The organism is Vibrio sp. OPT46, from assembly GCF_015163535.1.
Taxonomy (GTDB): Bacteria; Pseudomonadota; Gammaproteobacteria; order Enterobacterales; family Vibrionaceae; genus Vibrio; species Vibrio alginolyticus.
This window is the reverse complement of the sequence record NZ_JADDYG010000842.1, coordinates 105,284-117,880: the sequence shown is the minus strand read 5'-3', so window position 1 is coordinate 117,880 and position 12,597 is coordinate 105,284. Positions and strand designations below refer to the sequence as shown.

Annotated in this window: 11 protein-coding genes and 1 riboswitch; of the genes, 3 read left to right on the top strand and 8 right to left on the bottom strand. The window is 45.9% G+C overall.

Going from position 1 to position 12,597, the window contains the following annotated elements; genetic code table 11:
- Positions 1-23 precede the first annotated feature (23 nt).
- The 3 genes from thiB to mpl form a co-directional block, all read right to left on the bottom strand.
- Positions 24-1,016: a thiamine ABC transporter substrate binding subunit gene (gene thiB, locus IQR33_RS29885; RefSeq protein ID WP_193837533.1), complete on the bottom strand. Its 993-nt coding sequence runs from the start codon at positions 1,014-1,016 to the stop codon at positions 24-26.
- A 72-nt stretch (positions 1,017-1,088) separates the two neighbouring features.
- A riboswitch (TPP riboswitch) is annotated at positions 1,089-1,225 on the bottom strand.
- A 37-nt stretch (positions 1,226-1,262) separates the two neighbouring features.
- On the bottom strand, positions 1,263-1,901 hold the full coding sequence (locus IQR33_RS29880; protein WP_033906022.1) for a flavin prenyltransferase UbiX: 639 nt from the start codon (positions 1,899-1,901) through the stop codon (positions 1,263-1,265).
- Between the two features lie 5 nt (positions 1,902-1,906).
- Entirely contained in the window at positions 1,907-3,265 is a 1,359-nt protein-coding gene (mpl, locus tag IQR33_RS29875; protein WP_054576639.1) for a UDP-N-acetylmuramate:L-alanyl-gamma-D-glutamyl-meso-diaminopimelate ligase, read from the bottom strand.
- A 312-nt stretch (positions 3,266-3,577) separates the two neighbouring features.
- Here mpl and fbp point away from each other — a divergent pair, with 312 nt between their 5' ends.
- The gene (gene fbp, locus IQR33_RS29870; protein WP_005383114.1) at positions 3,578-4,594 is read left to right on the top strand and encodes a class 1 fructose-bisphosphatase; all 1,017 of its coding nucleotides are present in this window, start codon (positions 3,578-3,580) and stop codon (positions 4,592-4,594) included.
- Between the two features lie 127 nt (positions 4,595-4,721).
- On the top strand, positions 4,722-5,252 hold the full coding sequence (gene ppa / locus IQR33_RS29865) for an inorganic diphosphatase (RefSeq protein WP_005379635.1): 531 nt from the start codon (positions 4,722-4,724) through the stop codon (positions 5,250-5,252).
- A 73-nt stretch (positions 5,253-5,325) separates the two neighbouring features.
- Here ppa and IQR33_RS29860 read toward each other — a convergent pair whose 3' ends face one another.
- Genes IQR33_RS29860 through IQR33_RS29845 form a run of 4 tightly spaced genes read right to left on the bottom strand, consistent with a single transcriptional unit; the run spans position 5,326 to position 11,603 of the window.
- The gene (locus tag IQR33_RS29860; protein ID WP_017633454.1) at positions 5,326-5,688 is read right to left on the bottom strand and encodes a DUF2799 domain-containing protein; all 363 of its coding nucleotides are present in this window, start codon (positions 5,686-5,688) and stop codon (positions 5,326-5,328) included.
- Between the two features lie 49 nt (positions 5,689-5,737).
- Positions 5,738-6,085 carry a gamma-glutamylcyclotransferase family protein gene (locus tag IQR33_RS29855; RefSeq protein ID WP_054576638.1) on the bottom strand — a complete coding sequence of 116 codons (348 nt, stop codon included), beginning with the start codon at positions 6,083-6,085 and terminating at the stop codon, positions 5,738-5,740.
- Between the two features lie 44 nt (positions 6,086-6,129).
- Complete coding sequence (locus IQR33_RS29850) at positions 6,130-9,894, bottom strand: translocation/assembly module TamB domain-containing protein (protein ID WP_193837532.1); 3,765 nt, start codon at positions 9,892-9,894, stop codon at positions 6,130-6,132.
- A complete protein-coding gene (locus IQR33_RS29845) occupies positions 9,891-11,603 on the bottom strand; it encodes an autotransporter assembly complex protein TamA (RefSeq protein WP_005383121.1) in 1,713 nt (570 codons plus the stop codon). Before IQR33_RS29845 ends, IQR33_RS29850 begins: the two co-directional genes overlap by 4 nt.
- Before the next feature lie 167 nt (positions 11,604-11,770).
- On the opposite strand from IQR33_RS29845, the gene msrA reads away from it, so the two are divergent.
- Positions 11,771-12,409 carry a peptide-methionine (S)-S-oxide reductase MsrA gene (gene msrA / locus IQR33_RS29840; RefSeq protein ID WP_017633451.1) on the top strand — a complete coding sequence of 213 codons (639 nt, stop codon included), beginning with the start codon at positions 11,771-11,773 and terminating at the stop codon, positions 12,407-12,409.
- Positions 12,410-12,479: 70 nt separating this feature from the next.
- On the opposite strand, the gene IQR33_RS29835 is transcribed toward msrA, so the two are convergent.
- On the bottom strand, positions 12,480-12,597 hold a 118-nt coding region (locus IQR33_RS29835; protein ID WP_193844280.1), incomplete at its 5' end, for a DUF1107 family protein.

Genomic DNA, 12,597 nt, shown 5'->3' with positions numbered 1-12,597 from the left:
TCAGATGAGGATGGAAACGTCAGCTAAAACGTCAATGCGCTTTGCCATTCGCGAATCCAAGACTTACGCATTTTTGCCACTTCATCAGCACTAAAGCTCAACGACTTGCTTGGAACACTCAAAGTTTCAAAACCTTTAGGTAACTCAACGTCAGTGACTGGGTACATCCAGTTACCCGTTGGCATCGCCGATTGGAACTCATCACTTAAAATGAAACTCATAAATTGATCAGCAAGTTCTGAATTTTTTGCCCCTTTCACTTTAGCGGCTACTTCAACTTGCATGTAGTGGCCTTCAGCAAAATTCGCCGTAGCAAACTTCGAATCGTTTTCCGCAATTAAGTGGTACGCAGGTGAAGTGGTGTAAGAAAGCACTAAATCGGACTCACCATTGAGGAACATAGAATACGCCTCAGACCAACCTTTCGTGACCGTTACGGTTTTGCTCGCTAGCTTCTGCCACGCTTGCGTCACATCGTCGCCATAAATAGATTTCATCCATAGCATTAAGCCTTGGCCCGGCGTTGAAGTCCGCGGATCTTGGTAAATCACTTTCAGATCGTCGCGCGTTTCCACCAGCTCTTTCATGCTTTTCGGCGGATTAGCCAGTTTCTCTTTGTTGTACACAAACGCGAAGTAGCCGTAATCGTACGGTACAAACGTCGTGTCACTCCAACCGTTTGGTAACACTGTGTTAGCCGTATCCACATTGTGCTCGGCAAGCAGATCGGTTTTCTTCGCTTCTGCCATCAGATTGTTATCCAAACCTAATACGATGTCCGCTTTGCTATTACCGCCTTCAAGACGAAGACGATTCAGAATCGACACACCATCGTCCAACGCTACGAAGTTAACGTCACAGCCACATTTTACTTCAAAAGCTTGCTCGATTTTAGGACCCGGCCCCCAATCTGCGGCAAAAGAGTCGTAGGTATAGATGGTTAATGTGTTTTCAGCGGCAAACGCTGAAGTAGAGGTGATTGCAGCTAGGGCAATCAGATTTAGAGTGGGTTTCACTGCTCGCTCTCCATGAGTATTTCAGAGAAATAAGTTGAGCGGCACAGGGTTTGAGGCGGCTATTAAGGACTTCCAATATCCAGACTCAATTCCTACGCCAGCATTATCTGGTTCAGGTAATACGGGTCCCTAGTTAAACACTTAGGTCTCAGCGCCCCAATGCATTGATTGACTCAATGCTAAATGGGTTTGCTCCCCGATGAGTTGGATGGATTGTAAAGGTATTTGAGTGGTTACACAATCAGCTCACGAGCGCTGGTCATAACCCCAACGAGGCACCAAACCTTGCTCAATACCTAAGTGGTCAAGAATTCTCGCCACCATAAAATCCACTAAGTCTTCAATACTCTTTGGCTGATGATAGAAGCCTGGAGCTGCTGGCATGATGGTGACGCCCATTTGCGACAGTTTGTGCATGTTCTCCAGATGTAGCGTTGAAAATGGTGTTTCGCGAACCACGAGCAACAGCTGCCCGCGCTCTTTCATTACCACATCAGCGGCCCGCTCGATCAAGTTATCTGACATACCATGCGCAATCGCTGCAACGCTTCCCGCAGAACATGGGCAAACCACCATTTGCTTTGGTGCAGCAGAACCAGACGCAACCGGTGAGAACCAGTCATCTTTACCGCAAACGGTGATGTTATCGGGATTGCAGTTCAGGTGCTCTACCAATGCTTGCTGCGCTGCTTCTGGACCACTTGGCAGCTTAAGATTATGCTCGGTTGCCATCACAACACGAGCTGCCGAAGAAATCAGAACGTAGACATGATAATCCGCCGCAACCAAGCATTCTAAAAGACGAAGGCCGTAGGGAGCACCAGAAGCCCCCGTTAATGCCAACGTGATGGCTTTTTTGTGAGAGGGTTGTGTTTTGTTTTGCATATCAATCAGGCTTTTTGTTTTAACTGCTCAAGAAGTTTTCCGTGAATACCACCGAAGCCACCATTACTCATGACTAGAATTTGGTCACCTGCTCGCGCACGTTCGACGATCTTGGCTACAAAGTTATCTATATCCGCATCGACAAACGCTGGCTGTTTGCATTGGTCGGCAATGTCTTGCACAGACCACTCGATATTATCTGGCTGGAACAAGAAGACTTCATCTGCACTGTGTAGTGACTCTGCAAGTGTGTTTTTGTGTACACCACGCTTCATGGTGGCAGAACGCGGCTCTAACACAGCTAGGATGCGTTTTTCACCTACCTTGTTACGCAAACCACCGACAGTAAGTTCAATTGCCGTTGGGTGATGCGCAAAATCATCGTAAACCGTCACACCTTGTTCTTCACCTTTCAGCTCTAAACGGCGCTTGGTATTGATGAAACGCCCTAATGCTTGGCAAGCAAGATCCGGAGTGACTCCAACATGTCGTGCAGCAGCGATTGCCATCAGCGCATTATCCACATTGTGGTCACCCACCAAATTCCATTCGACGGTACCAACCTTCTCGCCTTGCAACGCAACGTCAAATTTTGAGCCATCAAGCACTAATTTGTGCGCTTGCCAGCCACCATTCTCACCAGAGAACTGTTTTTCAGTCCAGCAGCCACGCTCTAATACATCCGCTAACGCCTGATCTTTTCTCGGCGCTAAGATCAATCCATTGCCCGGTACAGTTCGCACTAAATGATGGAATTGGCGCTTGATCGCTTCTAGATCATCGAAGATATCAGCATGATCAAACTCAAGATTGTTCATGATTAAAGTGCGAGGATGGTAATGCACAAACTTAGAACGCTTATCGAAAAAAGCACTGTCATATTCGTCCGCTTCAACGACAAAAAACATACTTTCACCCAAACGAGCAGACACTCCGAAGTTACCGAGTACCCCACCGACTAAGAAACCCGGTTGATAACCACAATCTTCAAGTATCCAAGCAAGCATGCTCGACGTGGTCGTTTTCCCATGTGTACCCGATACCGCCAATACCCAACGATCATGCAGCAAAAACTCGTTGAGCCACTGCGGGCCAGAGGTGTAACGCATATTAGTGTTGAGCACATGCTCGACACAAGGGTTGCCACGGCTCATCGCATTACCAATCACCACAAGATCTGGTTGAGGGTCGAGTTGAGACGGGTCAAAGCCTTCAATAATTTCAATACCTTGAGACTCAAGCAGTGTGCTCATTGGCGGATAAACGTTGGCATCAGAACCAGTGACTTTATGTCCTAATTGGCGCGCTAGAATCGCTGCGCCGCCCATAAATGTGCCACAGATACCCAAGATATGAATGTGCATAAACTAAACCTTGTAATGCGTTTTTTAATGCTTTCATTATCGCGATTACCGCCTGAAAAGCGAGTGACTTTAGCCTTCTTCTTGCAGTCCCTTTCACAAATATGACAAGGTTGAACACAGACTGTACAACCTCTTGCTTACTGATGAATCCCTCAAACAAGTCTACAAATAAATTGAGATCTCAAACAGTTACTTCATTACCATTAAAAAGATCTGCGACTTAAACTTACATCCAGCGCAATCGTTTAACATCCATAAAGAGATGCTCACTTGCGCACTACCCCCAATGAAATGAAAATGTAAGGATTAACCATGTCAGGACTGCGCACCCTAGGCGAGTTCATTGTCGAAAAACAAGCGGATTTCCCCCACGCTAGCGGTGATCTATCATCCCTTTTAGCCTCCATTCGTTTAGCTGCAAAAATCGTTAACCGCGAAATCAACGCAGCGGGTCTCGGTGATATCACTGGTGCTGTAGGCACGGAAAATGTCCAAGGTGAAGATCAGCAAAAGCTCGATGTTTACGCGAACGATAAGTTCAAAGCCGCGCTTGAAGCTCGTGATCAAGTGTGTGGCGTTGCCAGTGAAGAAGAAGACGAAGCAGTTGCGTTCAATAAAGAACTCAACCAAAACGCCAAATATGTAGTACTGATGGACCCACTTGATGGTTCTTCTAACATCGATGTGAACGTCTCTGTTGGTACTATCTTCTCGATTTACCGTCGTGTTTCTCCAATCGGTACTCCACCAACTGAAGAAGATTTCCTACAACCTGGTCACAAGCAAGTGGCTGCGGGCTACGTGATTTACGGCTCCTCCACCATGTTGGTATACACAACTGGTAACGGCGTAAACGGCTTTACTTACGACCCATCTATCGGCAGCTTCTGTCTTTCTCATGAAAACATGATGATTCCTGATGATGGTAAGATCTACTCCATCAACGAAGGTAATTACATTCGTTTCCCTCAAGGGGTGAAGAAGTACATCAAGTACTGCCAAGAAAACGTGCCAGAAGACGGTCGCCCATACACTTCTCGCTACATTGGCTCGCTGGTTGCTGATTTCCACCGCAACCTACTGAAAGGTGGTATCTACCTTTACCCAAGCACACAAAGCCACCCACAAGGCAAGCTACGCCTGCTTTACGAATGTAACCCTATGGCATTCCTCATTGAGCAAGCTGGCGGCATTGCATCGGACGGCGTGAATCGCATTATGGACATCAAGCCTACTGAGTTGCACCAGCGTGTACCTTTCTTTGTGGGTTCGAAGAACATGGTTCGCAAAGTTGAAGAGTTCCTTGAACTGCACCGCGACGAAGAATAATTTCAGACCTTTGTCCAACGCGGCAGGTGTTTACCTGCCGCGTTTTTGTCGCTAAAGTGAAACGCGAATTTATCATCAGATGAAGCCGCTTTTGTGTGACTCATCGTTAATGAAAAGGAATATTCTAATGAGCTTAAACCATGTACCAGCAGGCAAGTCGCTGCCTGAAGATATCTATGTCGTGATCGAAATTCCTGCAAATGCAGATCCAATCAAGTACGAAGTAGATAAAGACTCTGGTGCTGTATTTGTCGACCGTTTCATGTCTGCACCAATGTTCTACCCATGCAACTATGGCTACGTGAACAATACCCTGTCTCTTGATGGCGACCCAGTCGACGTATTGGTACCAACACCATACCCACTCATGCCAGGTTCAGTCATTCGCTGCCGTCCTGTTGGCGTTTTGAAGATGACAGATGAATCGGGTGAAGATGCAAAAGTGTTTGCGGTTCCCCACTCAAAAATCTCGAAAGAGTACGAGCACATCCAAGATGTGGACGATATCCCAGAACTACTGAAAGCGCAGATCACGCAATTCTTTGAGCGTTACAAAGAGCTTGAAGCAGGCAAATGGGTGAAAGTGGATGGTTGGGCAGATGTTGCTGCCGCCAAAGCTGAAATCCTAGAATCTTACGAGCGAGCTCAGAAAAAATAAGCATCACTGCTGATACAAAATTAAAAAGAGCTGCTCTAGGGCAGCTCTTTTGCTTTCATCTTACCTGTGTCAACTAGATAGGTGCGCCTGCTGAAGACATTCGTCCAGCGTCGTAGTCATGTTGAAAGAAGGGGTCAACATCATCACAAATGCCAAAATACGGCCGCCCGATAACACCGAGCATATAAGCACTTTGCTCACAATACTCTTGTTTGCCTTGCTGGTAACCCGCTTGATAAGCCATTATCAGTTCTGGCGTCGCATGGTTAACATCATCCAGCTTCGCAATTCGCTCCTCAGATAACTCCCGTAATCCATCTAAAGCTGACTGCTTACCAAACACTTGCCAATCGGTCACATTATTCGAAGTCGGTAGTGTTGTTTGTGCGCATGCAGCAAGAAGCAACGCCATTACTCCAATTACGAATGCTTTCATCGTGACTCCTTAGTGTTTAGCTCGTTGCTATTGATAATGTCAGTATAGCTCACACCTTTTGACACCAATCGCCGGAAGCGATTTCTTCGGTTAATTGCTCAGTATCTTGATATAAGTAGATCCAAGCTTGGCCAAACGGCGTAACGATGCTCTCTCGGCGATATTCCACTGGCACATCTTCCAACTTATCTAGCTCGGATAAGGTTTCATCATCAATCAGATACACTTCACCTTGAATCGAGCGTTGCCCATCAGACAACGCTGGATAAGGGCCTAAGTCATACATTGCAAATTGAGCATCCGTTTCATGTAAACCAAGAAACTGCGCCGAGCGCAAATACTGATGGTTGTACTCTCCCTTGCGTAACGTGCCGTAGACAAAAATCAAATGCTGCATAACCACTCCTTAGTCATGACTGTGTATGCTTAGGTTAAAGCACTTTAATCGAACTCAAACTGATAGAGTAGGTCAACGGCGCTATCTACACCAGATACCGCTTCTAAATACAAGTCTTGCATCAATCGGTAACGCACAGTGAACTCACCTAGGGAGTTAAAGATGCCGACACCATATTTCACCTGCAAACCTGGCAGAATATAACCACTCACCGTCACTTGCGAATCATCGCCCGAACCAGCAGTGTCCAGCTGTAAATCCTGTACGCCAAAGGCTTCACCGATTTCACCAACCACACGACCACTCTTCGCCAAGCTTAAACCAATTAAGGTAGTCGTCATTGCATTACCACCGGCTTCACCATCAATATCTTGACCACGAAGTAGATAAGAAAGTGCATTGGCTTGGTTCATCGCGGGCTCTGAGAAAATTTCTATACTCGGATCAGATGCTGGGCCTGACACTTGTACCCCCGCAATGACATCATCTTGGGTATTGTCTGGATTACGAATCGCTTTGATAGACAAGTAAGGTTGATCTGGTGGACCATTCATCAGAATCTTACCTTCTTTAATCAATAAGTCCTGACCAAACGAACGATAAGAACCATCGACAACATTCACTTCACCAACGATGAACGGACCTTTGTCTTTTTGTGTCACGTTTAGGCTCCCTTTCAACCCACCTTTTAAGCCAAAAGCGGCAAGTTGGAAGTCATCACCAATTTTAATGTTGATGTTCGTTTCCACATCAAACGGCATCGCAGCCACATCGTCCACTGGCTGCAAGTTTTTATCGAGAATAACGGTATCACTCGATACGCCTACTGCACTTGGTGGAAGCTCTTCGACGACAATTCTTCCCCATGGCAAATTAATATCACCCTCAATTTTCGCAAGCTGAGGGGTCACATCTATTGTCATGTCAGGCTCAACTTTGATTTTTACCATTGGAGGCACATCAACATTGAGCTCTTTAGCAAATACACGCGCTTTAGTGCGCCAGTTCTGTAAGTCCTGCCAGTCGGCATCACCGGTAACGTTCAACTCACCATCCGGGGTTAGAATTCCGGCATCCAAGTCCGCTTGATGGCCTTTAAAGTTGATGACGACCTGCCCTGAGTTTATATCTATCGGTGTGACTTCACCCTGTAGCTTCATTTGGTCAATCAAGAACTGACCATTCACCTTCGGATGCATGACGTCACCTGATATCGCTAGGTCAGTATTCATGTTTGCTTTAAACAAGCTGTACTCACCAATCAACGGTGCCAAGAAATCCAAGTGGAACGTAGAGAGTGAAACCTTACCATCAATAGTGGGCTTTTCAGACGAGACATTCAGTAAAGAAACCTTACCAGACAAGTCACCGTTATCTTTCACATCAAATAGCCACTCGGCATCAAGCTTGTCTTTCGCTAATGCTGCTTTAAAGTTGAAGCTTTCCCAACCGACTTTAATTGGCTGTTCAAGCGCTTGTTCAACTTGGCCTTTTGGCATATTGACACTTAAGGTTACTTCAGGCTTTTTCTCTGGTGCCCATTTAGCAAAAGCCTGTGCATTAACCGAGCCTTGCAGCTTGGTTTCTGACGGCAGGAATTGTTTGATTTGGTCAAAATCAAAATCATTGATGGCTAACTTCGCCTGGCCACTCTTACCGACACTAATGTCTTCGGTTAGACATACGCTCGACTCCGCTTGCAACCAACAATGCGCTTGAACGTTCGCGATCTGTTTGTCGATATTGACCTTCACCGCGGTCGATTTTTGCAACGCCCACGGGCCTTGTTGCGAGCTCAGCGTCAAGCGGCGCAGCGCCCCATCCCAAATCATTTCTGGTTTCTGCTGGAATGTCCCTTCAATTTCTAAACTGGTCGACACCAGGTCAGATACTACATCGAGCGTCAGTTGATGCAGTTTTTCATCCCCAGAGACTTCAAGGTCAGCACTATCAACTTTTATGTCGTCATAGGTAATGTTGTTCGCAATAAGGCTTATGTTCGCTTTTGGTGCTGGCAGAGGCTTCACATCACCCTTTAAAGTGATCGTTTCTACGTTCGCCTGTTGCTGCCAGTTTATCTGATTTAAAGCGAGAGCAAGATTGATGTCTGGTTCTTTCAAGCTACCACGTAGTGCGACTTTACCTTGCATTTTACCTGCAAGATCCGGAACACTTTTCGCAAAATCAGGGAAGTTAACCTCAACATCCATCAGAATTTGCTTATCTATCTTACCCTTTGCACTGAGTTGGTTTGGACCATGAGAAAGCGCTAGACCCTGAGTGGTAAGTTGGATGTCTTCGCCTTTGCCGTTCTTATCAGACGCTTCAAGTTGCCCTTCAACATTCAGCGGATACCCTCGCAAAATGCCGTCGATGTCTAACTTAGGCAAACTGACTTGCCAACCGCCTTGTTCTGTTAACGATCCCGAAGTCGAAAGGTTACCGCTGATATCCCCTTCAGCTTCTTTCCATTGTAAACCTGGTTGAATATTTTTCAGGTTCAAGTCAGCTTGCCAGTTGATTGGCGCGGCCCAATTGGCCATGACTTTCCCAGAGAGTTCGCCTCCCAGGGTTTTCACTACAAGGCTTTCGAGGTCAATTTGCTCTAACGTACCTTTGCCGTTTAGTGCGACATCAACGGCGGGAATATCTTTGCCCGAAGCTTTGGTTTCTAATGCGACTTCGTAGCCATCAAGTGAGCCTTTTGCCGCCAAGCTTGGTACAGAAACCTGGTAATCGCTTTGTCCAAATAGCGGCCATTGCGCCTGTACATTTTTAATCTCGACATCAAACGGTAACTGCGTTTTAAGCAGTTGAATATCACCTTTGATCTCCGCTTGTACAAGCTCAGAAAGCGTAGCATTTAGTGACAAATCACCAACCGAACCCGAGACCGAAAGCGACAGTTTTTGTCCCTTCGCATCCGCTTGCTTCACTAACGCGTCCAGTTGCGCTTTGATAGGGTAATTAGAAGAAAGCGTCACTTGTGTGCTCAACTTGCCTTCCACTTCTGGCATGTCGAGCTCTAACGTTTTGACATCAACACGTTCACCGCCTGCTCTTGCAACCAAACCAAGATGATTGACGATCACTGGCGTTTCACCCGCCAGTTTGAAATTGTGAATATCAAGACGACGCGCTTCAACCGTCAGTGGAATCCATACTTCGGGTAACACAATATCTTGCGGCGTAACGTCAGTTTCTTTCGGCTCCTCGGCAGCCGCTTCAGGTTCAGCCTCACTTGGTGCTAAAGCCACATTAATGTCTTTCAACGCGGTAGGTGCGATCACCAAACGATCACCCTGCATCGACAAAGCTGTCGAGAATGTTTGCCAATCAATTTGATTGCCCAGCACATTGACATTGATGTCATTAAAGCTGACTTTATTAACAAAAATTGGCACTGGCGTACTGATAGAACGCAGTGGTGGTGTTTCCTCTTGCTCCTCGCTTGCTGGCGGTAGCTCTGGCATCTTAAAGTCAAGCCCCTGCAGTCTTAACTCATCGACACAGACCTTAGGGTCAAAGAAACAGCGGAAGTTCACTGCCAATGCTAAACGCTCGACTTTGGCGTCGATATTCAAAGACTCATCGAAAAAACTGACGTTATGCAGTTCGAAGCGAGGAAACAATGAACCCTGCACTTTTTCAATCTGCAATTGTGGTAGTGCTTTTTCGGCTCCCCACAAGGCAAATTTGAGGCCTGGGTGGGTAAATAAAACTGTCGCGACAATAATGATGAGCAACAGCAATAGACCAATCAAACTGAGCGACAGCCATTTGGTCCACTTAAACATCATTTTGATCATAGCTCAGGCCCCAATGAGAAGTGGATACGAAACTCTCGTTCTGGTTTTGCATCCAACCCCCATGCAAAATCAAAACTAACAGGGCCCACCGGAGACGCCCAGCGGATACCAACACCAGCACCTGATTTCCAATCTGGTGTTTCATTAAACGCATCACCAATATCGTAAAACGTTGCAGCCCACCAGTTTCCATAAACACGATATTGGTATTCTAATGTACTGCTAACAATGTATTTACCACCCGTCAAAGCACCACTCTCATCCACAGGTGAAATAGATTCATAGCCGTAACCACGAATATTATTGTCACCACCTGCGAAGAAACGCAGCGACGGTGATAGCTTTTCAAGTTCATCGGTAATATTCGCACCACCTTCTAAGCGGAACAAACCACGATGATTCTCTCCAATACCACGAATCCAAGAAGTCGAGCCAATTAAGCGGAGCACTCTAGTTTCAGAAAGCATAGCGGTATCACCATACTCAATAGTGATGCTTTGCTTGTCTCCCCACATTGGCATATTGCCCCCTCGAACCCTAGTCCGAGAAAATGTCGCACCTGGAAGTACGAAGTTGAATTCATCATCTTGTAAACCTTGCGTAAAGCTCTCGTACAAATGACGAACATAAACGGTATTATGCCAACCACCGTCTGCTAACCAATGACGTTCCACTGCAAGGTTAGACTCGATACTCTGCGTGTCACGGTTGTCTAGGTTTTTAAGCCCATATTGAACTTGATAATAATCGTTAGCGACATCTTCTAAAGGAATTTTGTAAGAAGCAGTCACAGTTTGCTCTGGCTTAGATAGGGATAAAGCAGTGTTGAAACTGTGTCCTCGGGAGCTCACCCAAGGTTTCTTCCACTTCAACGTTCCTCGAACGCCGACATCCGTTGAGTAACCAATACCCGTCTCGATCTGATTCTTCGAAGCAGGAGATAAAGACACTTTAATTGGCAAGTCTCGGCCATCATCAAGCCTATCCAATTCAGGCTCAACAAAAACTGAGGAAAACCACTCCGTATTTGATAGCTTCTGGTTAAACTCGCCCAGCTTCGAAACGTTGTATGGGTCCCCTTCTTTAAAAGGTTGTAGTGATGCGACACGGTCTTCCCAGATGTGGTTGCCAATAAAAGAAACGTCGCCAAAATTGAAACGTATTCCACTGCTGTAGTGCAAACGGACATTAGCTTCGTTCAGATCAGGGATAACCTCTAATCGACTTAGCGTAAACTCACCATTGAAGTAACCACGCTGAAGCGCCAAGTTACGAATGCCTGACTTAAGGCTGTCGTATTGGCCTTGATTCAAAACTTGGCCAACTTTGAGCGGAGAGCGCTCAATAAGTTTTGCAAATTCTTCATCGTCCTTGGCCTCTCCAGTGATGACCACATCCATGACTTTCACTTTCACTGGCAAGCCCGGCTTGATGAGCACAATTAACTCATCATTCGCTTCAGGAATAGAGTATGAAATTTTTGCATGATAATACCCAAGCGCGTTAAGCGCTTCAGTGATACTTTGATCTAATCTCGCTTGAAAACGCAGAGAAGTGGAGTAATCCTTCTCTGGAATAGATGATAGATACGCACTGACATTCTCTTCTAAAGCGCCATCAATGCCTTTCAAAGTCAAAGAAACATCGGCATAGGCACCATGAGAAAAGGCAAACAGGCCAACAATGGTGGGGAGAGCTTTTTTTATCATGCTTTTATGGCTGAATGAGGTTAAGTAAACGTAAATAATGATAACGCCAATTAGATTCTAAGTCTGTAATATTAATAGGTTTAACGCGGTCTATGTCATCACAGCATCAGATACAGACGAAATGAAAAAGTTCGCAAATTTAAGACACGTATTGAAGGACAAATACCATGCTCAACAAACAAACATTGATCAGTATAGAAGATGCCTTGCCAGGTAGAGATCAACCAATGCAGATTGACGATCATCATTTTGTAAATAAATCTAACCTAAAGGCGCCTCTGACGTCACACCAACAACAGATTTTGCTCGGAATGGGCTGTTTTTGGGGCGCTGAGCGCGTATTTTGGCAACTCGACGGCGTTGTATCTACTTCGGTCGGTTACGCTGGGGGGTACACACCCAATCCCACCTATGAAGAAGTCTGTACGGGTAAAACGGGTCATACAGAAGTCGTTCGAGTCGTTTTCGATGAACGCGTCATCTCATTAGAAAAGCTACTGGCTGTTTTTTGGGAAAAACACGACCCAACTCAGGGAATGCGTCAAGGTAACGACTTAGGTACTCAATATCGTTCTGCAATTTACACTTATTCGACGGAGCAACTCGAGAGCGCAGAGAAATCGAAACTCTTGTATCAACAAGCACTGCAAGAAGAGCAACGCGCGAACATCACCACCGAAATACAACCAGCAGGTCCGTATTACTTTGCGGAAACCTACCACCAGCAATATTTGGCGAAAAACCCTGATGGTTACTGTGGCATCGGAGGAACGGGAGTTTGCTTCCCACCAAGCCTCCAAGGATAAACCTAACCAGCAACAAAAAGAGCGACCGATATGGTCGCTCTTTTCTAAATCTAAGTGGGTACCAAGCTAACTAAGCCGATAATGATGCTATCACTTGGTTGACTTCTTTAAAGATGGTGAGCCTTTTATGATCGTTGACGTCAGGTAGTAACACTTTGCCATTGTCGAACTGAAAACAGCCAACCCCA

Excerpts from the sequence above, each read along its gene's own strand:
- IQR33_RS29860 (WP_017633454.1), bottom strand. The coding sequence starts at position 5,688 with ATGAAAGCATTCGTAATTGGAGTAATGGCGTTGCTTCTTGCTGCATGC.
- IQR33_RS29855 (WP_054576638.1), bottom strand. The coding sequence starts at position 6,085 with ATGCAGCATTTGATTTTTGTCTACGGCACGTTACGCAAGGGAGAGTAC.
- msrA (WP_017633451.1), top strand. The coding sequence starts at position 11,771 with ATGCTCAACAAACAAACATTGATCAGTATAGAAGATGCCTTGCCAGGT.
- mpl (WP_054576639.1), bottom strand. The coding sequence starts at position 3,265 with ATGCACATTCATATCTTGGGTATCTGTGGCACATTTATGGGCGGCGCA.
- IQR33_RS29850 (WP_193837532.1), bottom strand. The coding sequence starts at position 9,894 with ATGATCAAAATGATGTTTAAGTGGACCAAATGGCTGTCGCTCAGTTTG.
- fbp (WP_005383114.1), top strand. The coding sequence starts at position 3,578 with ATGTCAGGACTGCGCACCCTAGGCGAGTTCATTGTCGAAAAACAAGCG.
- ppa (WP_005379635.1), top strand. The coding sequence starts at position 4,722 with ATGAGCTTAAACCATGTACCAGCAGGCAAGTCGCTGCCTGAAGATATC.
- IQR33_RS29845 (WP_005383121.1), bottom strand. The coding sequence starts at position 11,603 with ATGATAAAAAAAGCTCTCCCCACCATTGTTGGCCTGTTTGCCTTTTCT.
- IQR33_RS29880 (WP_033906022.1), bottom strand. The coding sequence starts at position 1,901 with ATGCAAAACAAAACACAACCCTCTCACAAAAAAGCCATCACGTTGGCA.